This is a genomic window from Curtobacterium sp. B18 (assembly GCF_000333375.1).
In the GTDB taxonomy this organism is placed as follows: Bacteria; Actinomycetota; Actinomycetes; order Actinomycetales; family Microbacteriaceae; genus Curtobacterium.
Window position 1 is genome coordinate 1 of record NZ_BACZ01000374.1, and the last position, 13,243, is coordinate 13,243.

Here is a 13,243-nt window from a genome sequence, read left to right on the forward strand (position 1 = left end):
CGGATCGGGCACGCGATCGACCTGCTGCCGGACGGCCCGGTCACGGCCCTGCACCTCGGCGCCGGTGCCCTGACGCTCCCCCGGTACGTCGCGGTGACGCGGCCGGGGTCCCGACAGCAGGTCATCGAGCTCGAGCGGGACCTCGTCGACCACGTCCGGGACGCGCTCCCCTTCCCCCGTGGGGCCTCGATCCGGGTGCGGTACGGCGACGCCCGCGAGGTGCTCGGCAAACTCCCCGCCGGGCTGCGCGGCACGGTGGACCTCGCCGTCGTCGACGTGTTCGGCGGCTCGCAGATCCCCGCACACGTGACGAGCATCGAGTTCTACCGCGAGGTCGCGGCCTTCCTGTCGCCCACCGGCATCGTCGCAGTGAACGTGGCGGACGGTGCCGGGCTGGCGTTCGCCCGCGGTCAGGCATCGACCCTGCAGGCGGTGCTGCCGTCGGTCGCCGCCGTCGCGGACACCGGGATGCTCAAGGGGCGGCGGTTCGGGAACATCGTGCTCCTCGGGTCGCCGACGGACCTGCCCGTGGCGGACATGCCGCGGCGGTACTCGTCGGACCCGATGCCGGCGAAGGTCGTGCACGGGGCCGAGCTGCGCGCGTTCGTCGCCGGGGCGCCGATCGTCACCGACCAGACCGCGGTGGCGTCGCCGGAGCCGAACCGGAGCGTGTTCGGCGGCTGAGCCGGGTCGGCCCCCGCAGCGGGCGCGCTGGCGGCGCTGGGCGCTGGGCGCTGGGCGCTGGGTGCTGGGCGCTGGGTGCTGGGCGCTGGGCGCTGGGTGCTCCGGGCGCGATCGGGCCGGTCCCGCACACGCGGAGGGTGTCCCTGCCAGGATGGGTCTGAACGACCGCGCAGGTGCGCGACCGAGCAAGGGGAACCCTGATGACGAACGACGACCGGAGCAACGAGGACCGGACGGGCGACGGCCAGGCGCCGAGCTGGGGCGGAGCGCCGCAGCAGCCCGCGCACGACGCGCCCCGCTACGGCGAGCGCGTCGATCCCGCGCCCGCCTCGACACCGCAGTACGGCGAGCAGGCACCGCGGTACGGCGAGCAGGCACCGCAGGCCGACGCCCCGCGATGGGGCGACCACGACCAGCAGGGCGAGCCGCGCCACGGCGACACCCCGCAGTACGGGTCGACGCAGTACGGCCAGCCCCAGCACGGGCACGATCAGTACGGCCAGCAGCCGTACGCGGCGGCTCCGGCGAGCGCCGGTGCCCCGTCGTGGCAGGGCTACGAGGAGCCGAAGGCCAAGAAGAAGACCGTCGGTGTCGTGGCGTTCCTGCTCGGGCTGATCGCCCTCGCCCTCGGGATCGTCGGCGGCTACTTCTTCGGCTCCGCGATCGTCGACAGCCGGGCGTTCGAGGACATGATCCAGAACGGCGGGTCGACGACGGACCCGCAGGCGTTCGACGACGTCACGAGCTCCCCGACGATCCTGATCAGCGGCGTGATCGCGGTGATCGGTTCGGTCCTCGGCATCTGGGCGATCGTGCAGGGCATCATCGCGATCGTCACCAAGCGCGGTCGCGCGTGGGGCGTCTTCGGGCTGATCCTCGCCGTGCTCGGTCCCATCGCCTTCTTCGTCACCTACGGAGCGGTCGCCGCCGTCTCGGTCGCGAACTCGGGCGTCGCGCCCTGATCCGAGCGTGGTCCCGGAACGGCCCGTCGTGCACCCGCACGGCGGGCCGTCGCCGTTCGACCGAGGACACGTCCGTGCCCCCCGTGCGCGTGGCACCGCTCGCTCTCGGGACAGCGCGGCTACCCTCGAACCGATGTCCCTCCCGCCCGACGACCGCCAGCAGCCCGACCGCACCGACCGCGCCCGGGAACCGCGTCATGCGGCGCCCGTGACGGCCGGCGTCAGCCCCGGCAGCACCTTCGCTCCGATCAGCCTGCGCCCCGCGGTCGACGCCGACGCCGTGCAGCAGCGGCTGCGCGACCTCGGGCAGAGCCGCAGCACCGACGCCCTGGCCGAACGCGCCGAACTCCTCCGCCTGCTCGGTCGGCTCGACGAGTCCCTCGTCATCGCGGAAGAGGTCTTCCGGTTGACGATGTTCACCGGAGAGCGCTCCGACAAGGTGTCCGCGCGGATCCGTCGCGCCCACGTGCTCCACGACCTCGGTCGGTACGAGCGCGCTGCGGCCGAGTCCGCCATGGCGCGGGACACCGCACGGACCGAGGAGTGGCCGGAGCTCGAGGGCGCGGCGGCCGAGCTCGAGGGCTGGTCGCTGTTCGAGCTCTCCCGGTTCGACGAGGCCCGTGCCGCGCTGTCCCGGGCGTACCAGGCCTTCCGTCAGGCCGGTGCCCCGTCGGAGCGCACCGAGGCGCTACGCACGGCGGTCGAGGCGGCGCTCCGGGCCTCGGTCGCGCAGCCGCGCGTCGAGGACAAGCCCCGTACCGCCCGCGACGTCGCCGCTCGCCGCGCGGAGGAGGACGAGCCGGTGGCACCCCGCGCCCCGGAGCCGGCGCAGCAGACCCCGCCGGTCCGACGTCGTGTGCTCGGCGCGCCCGACGCCGCCCGGACCGAGGCCGACGAACTCTGGGGCCGCATCGCCGCACGAGCGGCGCAGAAGGGCCAGGCCGGACGCGACGAACCCGACGACGACCGGTGACGACGCTCGAGGCCGTCCGGTCCCGCGCGGAGCGGCTGATGACCGCGCACCTCGGAACGGGCAGCTGGTCGTTCGGCTTCGACCACGCGAAGACCCGGGCGGGGCAGTGCGACTTCGCCCGCCGGCGCATCACGGTGAGTCGGCACCTGGCCGTGCGGTTCTCCGACGACGACGTCGACCAGGTGCTCCTGCACGAGATCGCGCACGCACTGGCCGGTGCCCGCGCCGGGCACGGGCCGGCCTGGCGCCGCACCGCGAAGGCCATCGGGTACACGGGATCACGCCTGTACGACGGTCCCGTGGCGAGCGAACTCGCGCCGTGGATCGGCACGTGTCCCGCCGGCCACGAGCACTTCCGCTACCGCACCCCGACGCGACCGCTGGCGTGCGCGAGGTGCTCCCGACGCTTCGACGCCCGCAACGTGATCTCGTGGAACCGCCGCGCCCCCGAGGAGCGCCGGGCTACCGCATGATGCCGATCGCTGGCGGAGGCGCGCCGGTAACCCGTTAGCCTGGGCGGATGCACACGGGGCAGCACATCCGCACGGACACCGGTTCCACCTGGTTCTTTGACGCTGGACGGATCGCCCTCGACTTCGCGCACACCGGCGGTTTTGCGGACGACCCGGACGACCGTCGCCCGCGCGCGCAGCTCGGCGAGCTGCTGGTGACCCCGGCCGACCTCGACGAGTGGCTGAGCGACCACACCGAGCCCATCGACGTCGGGGCGACGGCCCGCGAGCTGCAGGACGCCCGTGCCCTCCGCGCGGCGATCGCCCGGCTGGCCGTCGCAGCCGCTCCGGGTCCCGCGTCGACCGCGGCGGAGCGCACGGCGGTGGCCGCGGGACTCCGAGCCGGGACCGGCCGCACCCGACCGGCGCCCGACGACATCGACACGGTCAACCTGTTCGCGGCGTTGCCCGACGTGCCGCCGAGCCTCCCGGGCGGGCGGCGTCGCGCCGGAGCGAACCGGGTGCGACTGGCCCAGGCGCTGTCGAGCGTCGCACGTGACGCGGTGGCGCTGTTCACCGAGGTCGGCTTCGACGACGTCGCCGCGGACGGACAGCCGACGCGGTTGAGCCGGTGCTCGGCCGACGACTGCGCGCTGGTGTTCTACGACTCGTCCCGCGGCGGCACCCGACGGTGGTGCTCGATGCAGCGGTGCGGGAACCGGGCGAAGGTGCGGGCGCACCGGGCGCGGCGCGCGGCGGTCTGACGAGACCCGCGCCTCCCGGTCTGCTCGGCGCCGCTCCGCGCCGGTCCGCGCCGATGCGCACCGATTCGTAGGCGCTTCGAAAACAAGGATTCGGCATGCCGAATCCTCTGGCACACTGGTCCCCATGACCGACACCGCGACCCGCCCTGCCGAGGCGACGACGCCCCGGAAACGCGCCGCCGGCCTGACGCTCCTCGGCCCCGCGTTCGTCGCCGCCATCGCCTACGTCGACCCCGGCAACGTCGCCGCGAACCTCACCGCGGGGGCGAAGTACGGCTACCTGCTGCTGTGGGTGCTCGTCGCCGCGAACGCGAGCGCGGTCGTGGTCCAGTACCTGTCCGCCAAGCTCGGCGTGGTCACGGGCAAGTCCCTGCCGGAACACCTCGGCTTGCGGATGCGGCGCACCCCCCGGCTGTTGTTCTGGGCGCAGGCCGAGGTCGTGGCCGCGGCGACCGACATCGCCGAGGTCATCGGCGGCGCACTGGCACTGCACCTGCTGTTCGGCCTGCCCCTCGTCGCCGGTGGGCTGATCACGGGCGTGGTCTCGATGGCGATCCTCACGCTGCAGAGCCACCGCGGGACCCGCACGTTCGAGGCCGTGGTGACGGCGATGCTCGCGATCCTCACGGTGGGCTTCTGCGCCGGGCTGCTGTTCGCGCAGGTCTCTCCGGCGGAGCTGGTGGCCGGGCTCGTCCCGCGGTTCGAGGGGTCCGAGTCCGTGATGCTCGCCGCCTCGATGCTCGGCGCGACGGTCATGCCGCACGCGGTGTACCTGCACTCGGCGCTGGCCCGTGACCGGCACGGTGACGTCCCCGCCGGTCCGGAGCGTCGTCGGGTGCTCGTCGCGACGCGGTGGGACGTGGGGCTTGCGCTCCTCGTGGCCGGCGGGGTGAACGTCTGCATGCTCGTCCTCGCGGCGGCGACGCTGCCCGGGGTCGAGGGGACGGACACGATCCCGGGAGCACAGGCCGCGATCGTGTCGAACGTCGGCCCGGTCGTGGGCGTGCTGTTCGCGGTGGGCCTGCTCGCGTCGGGCCTCGCCTCGACCTCGGTGGGGTGCATGGCCGGCGCCGAGATCATGAAGGGCCTGCTGCACGTGCGGATCCCGCTCGTGGTGCGGCGGCTCGTGACGCTGGTGCCGGCGATCGTCCTGCTCGCCGTGAACGTCGACGCGACGATGCTGCTCGTGGTGAGCCAGGTCGTGCTGAGCTTCGGGATCGCGTTCGCGATCGTGCCGCTCGTGGTCTACACCTCGCGTCGGAGCGTGATGGGTGCAGACGTCAACGCGATGACCACCCGCGTCGTGGCGGGGGTCATCGCGCTGGTGATCGTCGCGCTCAACGTGGCGCTCGTCGCGCTCACGCTGGCGGGCTGACCGGGTCGGCGCGGATCAGTCGACGACCTTGACGCCCTTCCAGAACGCCACGTAGCCCGAGTAGTCCTTGCCGACGCGGTCGAACGACGACGGGATCGGCGTCGGGTACGACCATGCGTTGTCCTGCAGCGCCTGCCCGTCCACGTTCACCGTGTAGTACTGCGTGTCGCCCTTCCCGGGCAGTGGTACTGCGTGGGGCTCTCGGTGAAGAGCTCGGACTTGACGCTCGACGGCGGGAAGTACCAGTTGCCCTCGATCTGGATGAGGTCCTCCTTGGGGGCCTCGGCGATCACGGTGTCTCCGACGACTGCCTTCACGGCGTGCTCCTTCGCTCTGCGGTCCGGCGAGGTACCGGATGTCGAGTGGGAACGCTACGCGCGGGAACTCGATTCCCGCAGGGTCTCCAGTCCGCCGTCGACCGCGAGGGCATCGTGCACGGCACCCGGGGCCAGCGCCGCGGCCGACTCGGAGGCGCTCACGAGGTGCTTCACCGCACGCCGCAGCCCCGTGTACGCGGCGCACGCGGCCGCCGCCTCGGGTGAGGTGTGGTCGATCCCGACCTCGGCGAGCGCGTCGACGACGGCCCCGGCCGCGAGCAGGTCCTCGACCGCGAAGTCCGGCGCGTCCGGCACGTCGGCCGCTTCGCCCGCCGCCTGTGCGGCGTCGTCCGCCGGTGCGTGGTGGCGTCCGGCCGCGACGATCGCGACGACGCAGCGGTCGCCACGGTCGGCCTGGAGGCGCGTCACGCGTTCCGCGACGGCCGTCGCGTTGCCGAGGTGGCCGAGCACGACCTCCGGACCCTCGGGCAGCTGCGCGGCGAGCGCGCGTCGACGACCGGGGCCGTCGTGCCCGGCGGACGCCGGGAGGACGTCGACCCAGACGAGCAGGTGCGTCCCGTGGGCGATCCGCGCCGCCCCGCCGGTGCCCCATGCGAAGCGGACCTGGTACTTCTCCTGCGTGCGTGCTGCCACCCGCGACACGATAGCCGTCCGCGGTCCCTGATCCTTTCCACAGGTGCCCCGCCGCCCGGGGTCCGTCACGGTCGTCGACCGTAGGATCTGTTGCCATGGAGATCGCCCCCGCACCCACCCTGACCGGCGACCGCGTGACGCTCGAGCCCCTCGGGCCGGAGCACGCGGACGACCTGCGGGCGGCGGTCGCGGACGGTGACCTGTGGCGCACCTGGTACACGTCGATCCCCGCTCCGGCGCAGGTCGACGACGAGATCGAGCGGCGCCTGTCGGAGCACGCCGCCGGGCGGATGGTGCCGTTCGCCGTCCGCGACCGCCCGACCGGCCGGGTGGTGGGGTCGACGACGTTCCTCAACCCCGACACCGGCAACCGTCGGGTGGAGATCGGCGCGACGTTCCTGTCCCGGTCCACCCAGCGGTCCGGCATCAACACCGAGGCGAAGCTGCTCATGCTCTCGCACGCCTTCGACGTCTGGCAGTGCATCGCGGTCGAGTTCCGCACGCACTGGCACAACCTGCAGTCCCGCACGGCCATCGCCGCGCTCGGGGCGAAGCAGGACGGCGTGCTCCGCAACCACTCGATCGGCCGTGACGGCACCCTGCGCGACACCGTGGTGTTCTCGGTCATCGCGTCGGAGTGGCCGACCGTCCGGCTCTCGCTCGCCGAACGGCTCCGCCGGCACGACCGTGCCGAAGGGGCCCGTCGGCGCGCGGCACGGCACGCCTGACCCGACCCGCGCAGCACCCCACCGGGTGCCCACCGTCGACGAGTAGCGTTCGCGGCATGCACGTGGGCCTCCGGATCACCCTCGACGCACCGGCCGAGGCCGTGCGCGACGCCCTGCTCTCCCCGTCGGTCATGGTGGCGGTGACGAAGCCGTTCCTGGTCTACCGCTCGCGCGACCCCGAGGGGTTCCCGGTGCGGTGGGTCCCCGGCACCCCGCACCCGATCACGGCGAGCGCCTTCGGGGTGTTCCCGAGCGGCGACACGCACGTCGACCTCGACCTGTACGAGGTGCGCGGCGTGCCCGTGCAACGCGACAACGGCGGCGGCACGAGCGGGCTGTTCGGACGGATGACCATGCAGCACCGGATGGCGACCGTCGACCTCGGGGACGGACGGACCGAGCTCGTCGACCGGCTGTCCTACCGGATGCGCCCCGCGGCGCTCGGCGTCCTGCTGTGGCCGGGGATGTGGGTGATCTGGCAGTGGCGCGCGCTGCGGATGCGCGCCCTCGCGCCCGGGTGGCGACGCGCTCGACGAGCCGCGGCCTGACCGCCGGGCCCGCGCCGTTCCTCCCGGCACGGCCGGAGGGGCGTACGCTCGCACCGTGAGCCAGACGCATGAGCCGGCAACCGACGACCGCGTGCACAGCACGCTCGCCACCGTGGACTGGCGGCGGATGACCTTCGACCTGTACCGACGAGTGCGGGCGACCAGCGATCCCGAGACCGCCCACGCGATGTGGCGCGAGACCCGCGACGCGATGTTCGGCGAGCACCCGGCGAGTCCGCTCCTCGACGAGGACGCCCGCGACTTCGAGTCCCTGCCCGTCCCGGACTACGACCCGTCGTGGCGGTTCCGGGCCCGCATCGAGCCCGCCGAGGCCCTCGCCATGGACGTCGAGACGGGCACCGACGGCATCGTGCACTTCGACCGGCTCGGGGTGGTGACCCTCGCCGGCATCGGCTCGCTCGACGTCTGGTCGCACGGCGGCTACGCGGGCGGTGTGTTCGTCCCGGTGAAGGACGCCAGTGCCGGCAAGGCCCGCGGGACCTACGGCGGTGGCCGCTACCTGCTCGACACGATCAAGGGCGCGGACCTCGGGGGCGACGACGGCGAGCTCGTCCTCGACTTCAACTTCGCCTACAACCCGTCGTGCGCGTACGACCCGGCGTGGGCGTGCCCGCTCGCGCCGCCCGGCAACACCGTCGCGGTCCCGATCCCCGTCGGCGAGCAGTACGACTTCTAGGGTGGAGCACATGTCGGGTCTCGTCGCGATCGACGCCGGTGGGCGCATCCCGCCGTTCGAGCAGGTCAGGTCCCAGATCGCCGCGCAGATCAGCGCCGGGTACCTCGTGGACGGTGAGCGGCTGCCCAGCGTCCGGGGACTCGCGGACGAGCTCGGCCTCGCCGCCGGCACCGTGGCACGCGCCTACCAGCTCCTCGAGGAGGCCGGACTCGTGCACACCGCCCGGGGCGCCGGCACCCGGGTCATCCGCCCCGCAGAGGTCCCGTCGGCGGTGACGGACGCCGCCCGTGCCCTCGCCGCGGCCGCCCGGGCAGCCGGGCTGTCGGCCGATCAGGCTGCGGCAGCGCTCCGGGACGCCTGGCCCGCCTGACGCGGGCGGGGCGCTCCAGGGGCTTTCGCGCGTACCTGGCGCTTCCGGGCGTACCCGGTGCTTCCGGGCGTACCCGGTCGGAAGTTCGGGCCAGGTACGCCCGGTTCGACCTTCCATCGCGGCCGTTCTGGGAAGAACCCGCGCCCCGGGGTCGCGTCAGCAGTGCTCGTACACGTACTCGTCGCTCGACGGCGTCACGAGGTCTCGGTCGCGCAGGATCGTCATCGCCGGCCGCTTCGACGACGCGCACACCGACGACCACGGCCGTTCGCTGTTGTCGGTGTACTCGATGTCGATGACCCGTCCGCCGTACACCTTCGTGTACGCGCTGCACTCGTCGTAGACGAAGCACTCCTCGGCGACCACGAAGTCGAACCCGGTGGTCTTCCGACCGGCGACGCCGAGCTGCGGGGTGTTCTTCTGCCCGACCGCGAGGCCCGCACCGTGTCCGAGGCGGACGAGCGCGGCCGCGAGCGCGAGGTTGCCCGCCCGGGTCAGCGCGCCGTGCGAGCGGGTCCACGAGTCGAGGTTGTCGAACTCGACGGCGTCGAACCCGCGATCGGCGCACCGGGCGACGGTCTTCGCGAGCACCTTCGTGATGAGTGCCCGCTTCGCAGCGGTCCGGGTGTCGAGCAGCATCTCGTCCGGCCACCCCGGGTCGGAGACCGGCTTGCCCGCGCGGTCGCGGAGGATCGCCGACGGGTACGACCGCTTCCACGTGCTCGCAGCATCGGGCTGGGTCTGGAAGCCGTTCACGTAGCAGATCGAGTACGTGCCGGCAGCGGGCCGGTCGGTGCTGTCCCGCTCGACGATCGTCACGCCGGACGGCGGCGTGTACGACCCCCCGAGCTGGTAGTCCGGACGCCCCGACGTCGGCAGGTTCGTGTACGACGCAGCGCTCCCGCCTGACGGAGCGGCCGCGGCACAGCCCGCCGTGCCGAGGACCGCCACCAGGGTCATCGCGGTGGTCAGCAGGACGGATCGTGTGCGCACCGCTGCATCCTCGCACGGGCCGGTGCACGGCCGGGTCTGGGGGGATCGGGGCGGAGCACGCTATGCTGGACGTACTCGAGGCGCCGATCGCCTCGTGCGTCGTACGGACGCCCCCGAACTCCCGGTCCACGGACCGATGATCGATCACCTCTGTGAAGGTGCCAGGCTTCTCTGCTGCGGCGACTGCGCCAGCCACCTCTGTTGGCGCGCATCCCGCCCGCGTGCTGCCTCGCAAGCGCGCCCACAGCCGGTCTCATCCGGCTCGAAAGGTCACCATGACCAACGAAGACATCCGTTTCTCCGACCTCGGCGTCCCCGCGCCGATGGTCGCGTCCTCGCCGACCAGGGCAAGGAGACCGCGTTCCCCATCCAGGAGGACACGCTCCCCGACTCCCTGCAGGGCAAGGACGTGCTCGGCCGCGGCCGCACCGGCTCCGGCAAGACGATCGCGTTCGCGATCCCGCTCGTCGCGCGCCTCGCCGCCAGTGGCCGCAAGCGCCGCGCCGGTCGGCCCCGTGCCCTGGTGCTCGCACCCACCCGTGAGCTCGCGACCCAGATCGACGTCGCCCTCTCCCCGCTCGCCAAGGCCATGGGCCTGAACACCACGACCGTCTTCGGCGGCGTCGGACAGGGTCGTCAGGTCGACGCCCTGCGCGGCGGCGTGGACGTCGTCGTGGCGTGCCCCGGCCGTCTCGCCGACCTCATGCAGCAGGGCCACGTCAACCTCGGCGACATCGAGGTGACCGTCCTCGACGAAGCAGACCACATGGCCGACATGGGCTTCCTCCCCGGTGTGACCAAGATCATGCAGGCGACGCCCGAGCAGGGGCAGCGCCTGCTGTTCTCCGCCACGCTCGACAACGGCGTGGACAAGCTCGTCAAGAAGTTCCTGCACAACCCGGTCATGCACTCGGTCGACGAGGCGAACAGCCCCGTCGAGGCGATGACCCACCACCTCTTCGAGGTCGCCGACGCCGACGCGAAGAAGGACCTGGTCCGGACGCTCGCGAGCGGCACCGGTCGTCGCATCCTCTTCATGCGCACGAAGCACCACGCGAAGCGCCTCGCCAAGCAGCTCAGCAGCCAGGGCATCCCGGCCGTCGACCTGCAGGGCAACCTGTCGCAGGGCGCCCGTGAGCGGAACCTCGCCAAGTTCTCCTCCGGCGAGGCCCTCGTGCTCGTCGCCACCGACGTCGCCGCCCGCGGCGTGCACGTCGACCACGTCGAGCTCGTCGTGCACGTCGACCCGCCGACCGAGCACAAGGCGTACCTGCACCGTTCGGGCCGCACCGCCCGTGCCGGTTCCTCCGGCGACGTCGTCACCGTGACGATGCCCGCCGAGCGTCGCGACGTCGCGCAGATGATGCGCGCGGCCGCGATCAAGGTCACGCCGCAGCAGGTCACCGCGAACTCCCCGGCGGTCACCACGCTCGTCGGCGAGGTCGCCCCGGTCCGCCACGTCGCACCCGAGCAGCCCCAGCAGCAGCGTCAGCCGAAGCAGCGCACCGCCGAGTCCGACACCGCTGGCGGCGGTCGTCGCCGTGGTCGCGGCGGTCGCACGGGAGGCGCGGCGCAGCCCGCGCGCACCGGCTCGGCTTCCGGGTCGTCCGGTGCAGGGCGTCGCGGCGGTCGCCCCGCCGAGGCCGGTGCCGGCGCGTCGACCGGCTCCGCCGGTGGGCAGCGCTCCGGTGCCGCGTCCGGTGGTCGCCGCAGCGGCGGCAGCCGCCGTGCGTCGAGCGACACCGTCCGTGGCGGTTCCGCTCCGGTCTGGTCGTCCGAGGGCGGCTACGCCGCCGGTCGTGGGACCGGCACCGAGTCGGGCGGCAACCGTCGTGGTGGCTCGCGCCGTGCCTCCCGACCCGCCGGTTCCGCGCGCTGACGGCTCGCGCCGCGCACAGCGCTGACCCGACCGTGACCCGCCGGTTCCGCGCGCTGATCCGAACCTTGACGCTCCCTGCGAGCCAGCATCGCAGGCCGCGTAGGTTCTCCTTCACCGGATGCCGCGCGAGCGACTGACGGGGATTTGTCCGCTGTCGGAAGGAGAGCCTATGGCTGGGATCGAAGACGTCAAGAACGCCGCTGCGAAGGCAGCTGGCAAGGCCAAGGAAGCCGTCGGGAACGTGACGGACAACGACCACCTCAAGGCGGAGGGCAAGACCGATCAGGTCAAGGCCGACACCAAGCAGGCCGGTACAGACGTCAAGGACGCCGCTTCAGGCGTGGCCGACAGCCTCAAGAACGACAACAAGTAAGCCGGTCCAGTACCGCGCTGCGAAGCCCCCGGGTCCGATTCGGATCCGGGGGCTTCGTCGTGCGTGGGGGCGGCGGCGCGCGCTACAGGAGCGCGCCGACCGATGCGAGGCCGGCGCGGAGGAGCGCTCCGCGACCGCCCTCCATCTCGTCGGCGACGGCGTCGGAGGCCGCTTCCATGGGGCTCATCCACGTCAGCTCGAGCGCGTCCTGGCGCGGCTCGCACGTCCCGGTGACGGGGACGACGTAGGCGAGGGAGATGGCGTGCTGCCGCTCGTCGGTGTAGACCGAGGCGCCCGGCAGCGGGAAGTACTCCGCGACGGTGAACGGCGTGGGGCTCGACGGCAGCTGCGGGAACGCCATCGGGCCGAGGTCCTTCTCGAGGTGCCGGAACAGCGCGGTCCGGATCGACTCGCCGAACATCACCCGCCCGGAGACGAGCGTGCGGGCGATCGAGCCGCTCGGCGAGACGCGCAGCAGCACCCCCACCTCGGTGACGACGCCGAGGCCGTCGGTCCGGACGGGGACCGCCTCGACGTAGCAGATCGGCAGTCGACGGCGGACGTTCGCGAGCTCCTCGTCGGACAGCCAGCCGGAGTCGGGGTCGGGGGTGCGCAGCGAGGCCATGCACCGTGTCTACCAGTCGTCGCGGCGAGTTCGGCGGAACGCGCGGGGATCGAGCCGCGTCGATGCGGCAACTACAGTCGGGCGCATGATCGATCGCGACGCCGTGCAGTGGACCCGGGACCCCTCCGAGCGCGTGGGGACGCCGCTGCTCGTCGCCCTGCACGGGGTCGGGTCGAACGAGCGGGACCTGCTCGGGCTCGCGCCGGCGCTGCCGCCGTCGTGGACCGTCGCATCGCTCCGCGCACCGATGCCGTTCGGTCAGGGGTGGAGCTGGTACCCCCTCGGCACGCCGGGGTCACCCGCGCCGGGGTCCGTCGACGAGTCCGCCGCCGAGGTCCTCGCCTGGATCGACTCGGTGGCGGCCGAGCACCCGCGGATCGGCCTGCTCGGGTTCTCGCAGGGTGGGTCGATGGCGCTGCAGCTGCTGCGTGCACGGCCGGCTGCGTTCGCCTTCGCCGTGTCGCTGTCCGGGTTCGTCGTGCCGGGCGAGTCGGGCGTGACGGACCCGCGCGACGAGGCCGTCGCCGCCGTCCGGCCCCGGGTGTTCCTCGGGCACGGCGACCTCGACCCGGTGATCCCCGGCGAGGCCACCGCCCGGACGCAGGCGTGGGCTGCGGCGAACACCGCCGTGACCGATCGCACCTACGCGGGGCTGCCGCACGCGGTGTCGGCGGCGGAGCTGGCGGACGTGGCGGCGTTCATCGGCGCGTAGCCGCGCTCGGCGCGCTCGGCGCGCTCGGCGCGCTCGGCGCGCTCGGCGCGCTCGGCGCGCTCGCCCCGCTTGGTGAGCAGAAATGGTCGGGTCCGACGTGCGGACTCGACCATTGCTGCTCACGATGTGGACGGGAG

At 73.3% G+C, this 13,243-nt stretch carries 16 protein-coding genes and 1 pseudogene; 13 read left to right on the top strand and 4 right to left on the bottom strand.

What is annotated here, in order from left to right; translation table 11 throughout:
- From I5E_RS10310 to I5E_RS10335, 6 genes are all read left to right on the top strand, one after another.
- Positions 1-684: spermidine synthase (locus I5E_RS10310; RefSeq protein ID WP_022906907.1), on the top strand; the 684-nt coding region annotated here is incomplete at its 5' end.
- 200 nt (positions 685-884) lie between these two features.
- Positions 885-1,646, top strand: coding sequence for a DUF4064 domain-containing protein (locus tag I5E_RS22710; RefSeq protein WP_022906908.1), 762 nt, complete (start codon positions 885-887; stop codon positions 1,644-1,646).
- Positions 1,647-1,779: 133 nt separating this feature from the next.
- Positions 1,780-2,619, top strand: coding sequence for a hypothetical protein (locus tag I5E_RS22715; protein ID WP_022906909.1), 840 nt, complete (start codon positions 1,780-1,782; stop codon positions 2,617-2,619).
- The gene (locus I5E_RS10325) at positions 2,616-3,092 is read left to right on the top strand and encodes a SprT-like domain-containing protein (RefSeq protein ID WP_022906910.1); all 477 of its coding nucleotides are present in this window, start codon (positions 2,616-2,618) and stop codon (positions 3,090-3,092) included. The genes I5E_RS22715 and I5E_RS10325 overlap by 4 nt, the downstream gene beginning before the upstream one ends.
- Positions 3,093-3,139: 47 nt before the next feature.
- Complete coding sequence (locus I5E_RS10330) at positions 3,140-3,835, top strand: CGNR zinc finger domain-containing protein (RefSeq protein ID WP_022906911.1); 696 nt, start codon at positions 3,140-3,142, stop codon at positions 3,833-3,835.
- Positions 3,836-3,959: 124 nt separating this feature from the next.
- Positions 3,960-5,210: an Nramp family divalent metal transporter gene (locus I5E_RS10335; protein WP_022906912.1), complete on the top strand. Its 1,251-nt coding sequence runs from the start codon at positions 3,960-3,962 to the stop codon at positions 5,208-5,210.
- Between the two features lie 15 nt (positions 5,211-5,225).
- Here I5E_RS10335 and I5E_RS21590 read toward each other — a convergent pair.
- Together I5E_RS21590 and I5E_RS10345 are read right to left on the bottom strand one after the other, a co-directional pair.
- Positions 5,226-5,527 (bottom strand): annotated as a pseudogene (locus I5E_RS21590) (DUF427 domain-containing protein).
- Positions 5,528-5,581: 54 nt separating this feature from the next.
- A complete protein-coding gene (locus tag I5E_RS10345) occupies positions 5,582-6,181 on the bottom strand; it encodes a 2-phosphosulfolactate phosphatase (RefSeq protein ID WP_022906913.1) in 600 nt (199 codons plus the stop codon).
- 95 nt (positions 6,182-6,276) lie between these two features.
- Here I5E_RS10345 and I5E_RS10350 point away from each other — a divergent pair, with 95 nt between their 5' ends.
- From I5E_RS10350 to I5E_RS10365, 4 genes are all read left to right on the top strand, one after another.
- Entirely contained in the window at positions 6,277-6,909 is a 633-nt protein-coding gene (locus I5E_RS10350; protein WP_022906914.1) for a GNAT family N-acetyltransferase, read from the top strand.
- 56 nt (positions 6,910-6,965) lie between these two features.
- The gene (locus I5E_RS22720) at positions 6,966-7,457 is read left to right on the top strand and encodes a hypothetical protein (protein ID WP_022906915.1); all 492 of its coding nucleotides are present in this window, start codon (positions 6,966-6,968) and stop codon (positions 7,455-7,457) included.
- Positions 7,458-7,584: 127 nt separating this feature from the next.
- Complete coding sequence (locus tag I5E_RS10360; protein ID WP_042723762.1) at positions 7,585-8,154, top strand: DUF1684 domain-containing protein; 570 nt, start codon at positions 7,585-7,587, stop codon at positions 8,152-8,154.
- A 10-nt stretch (positions 8,155-8,164) separates the two neighbouring features.
- A complete protein-coding gene (locus tag I5E_RS10365; RefSeq protein WP_031262164.1) occupies positions 8,165-8,524 on the top strand; it encodes a GntR family transcriptional regulator in 360 nt (119 codons plus the stop codon).
- Between the two features lie 156 nt (positions 8,525-8,680).
- On the opposite strand, the gene I5E_RS10370 is transcribed toward I5E_RS10365, so the two are convergent.
- A complete protein-coding gene (locus I5E_RS10370) occupies positions 8,681-9,517 on the bottom strand; it encodes an endo alpha-1,4 polygalactosaminidase (protein WP_022906918.1) in 837 nt (278 codons plus the stop codon).
- 409 nt (positions 9,518-9,926) lie between these two features.
- On the opposite strand from I5E_RS10370, the gene I5E_RS21595 reads away from it, so the two are divergent.
- A complete protein-coding gene (locus I5E_RS21595) occupies positions 9,927-11,396 on the top strand; it encodes a DEAD/DEAH box helicase (protein WP_441294327.1) in 1,470 nt (489 codons plus the stop codon).
- 169 nt (positions 11,397-11,565) lie between these two features.
- Positions 11,566-11,769: a CsbD family protein gene (locus tag I5E_RS10380; RefSeq protein ID WP_022906919.1), complete on the top strand. Its 204-nt coding sequence runs from the start codon at positions 11,566-11,568 to the stop codon at positions 11,767-11,769.
- A gap of 82 nt (positions 11,770-11,851) precedes the next feature.
- On the opposite strand, the gene I5E_RS10385 is transcribed toward I5E_RS10380, so the two are convergent.
- Positions 11,852-12,394, bottom strand: a complete 543-nt coding sequence (locus I5E_RS10385) for an NUDIX hydrolase family protein (protein ID WP_022906920.1) — start codon at positions 12,392-12,394, stop codon at positions 11,852-11,854.
- 85 nt (positions 12,395-12,479) lie between these two features.
- Between I5E_RS10385 and I5E_RS10390 the strand changes: the two genes are divergently transcribed.
- Positions 12,480-13,106, top strand: coding sequence for an alpha/beta hydrolase (locus tag I5E_RS10390; protein WP_022906921.1), 627 nt, complete (start codon positions 12,480-12,482; stop codon positions 13,104-13,106).
- Positions 13,107-13,243: the final 137 nt, after the last annotated feature.

Bases quoted from the DNA above. Each gene is read 5' to 3' on its own strand.
- I5E_RS10350 (WP_022906914.1), top strand. From the start codon at position 6,277: ATGGAGATCGCCCCCGCACCCACCCTGACCGGCGACCGCGTGACGCTC.
- I5E_RS22710 (WP_022906908.1), top strand. From the start codon at position 885: ATGACGAACGACGACCGGAGCAACGAGGACCGGACGGGCGACGGCCAG.
- I5E_RS22715 (WP_022906909.1), top strand. From the start codon at position 1,780: ATGTCCCTCCCGCCCGACGACCGCCAGCAGCCCGACCGCACCGACCGC.
- I5E_RS10385 (WP_022906920.1), bottom strand. From the start codon at position 12,394: ATGGCCTCGCTGCGCACCCCCGACCCCGACTCCGGCTGGCTGTCCGAC.
- I5E_RS10335 (WP_022906912.1), top strand. From the start codon at position 3,960: ATGACCGACACCGCGACCCGCCCTGCCGAGGCGACGACGCCCCGGAAA.
- I5E_RS10360 (WP_042723762.1), top strand. From the start codon at position 7,585: ATGACCTTCGACCTGTACCGACGAGTGCGGGCGACCAGCGATCCCGAG.
- I5E_RS10330 (WP_022906911.1), top strand. From the start codon at position 3,140: ATGCACACGGGGCAGCACATCCGCACGGACACCGGTTCCACCTGGTTC.
- I5E_RS22720 (WP_022906915.1), top strand. From the start codon at position 6,966: ATGCACGTGGGCCTCCGGATCACCCTCGACGCACCGGCCGAGGCCGTG.
- I5E_RS10390 (WP_022906921.1), top strand. From the start codon at position 12,480: ATGATCGATCGCGACGCCGTGCAGTGGACCCGGGACCCCTCCGAGCGC.
- I5E_RS10365 (WP_031262164.1), top strand. From the start codon at position 8,165: ATGTCGGGTCTCGTCGCGATCGACGCCGGTGGGCGCATCCCGCCGTTC.
- I5E_RS10380 (WP_022906919.1), top strand. From the start codon at position 11,566: ATGGCTGGGATCGAAGACGTCAAGAACGCCGCTGCGAAGGCAGCTGGC.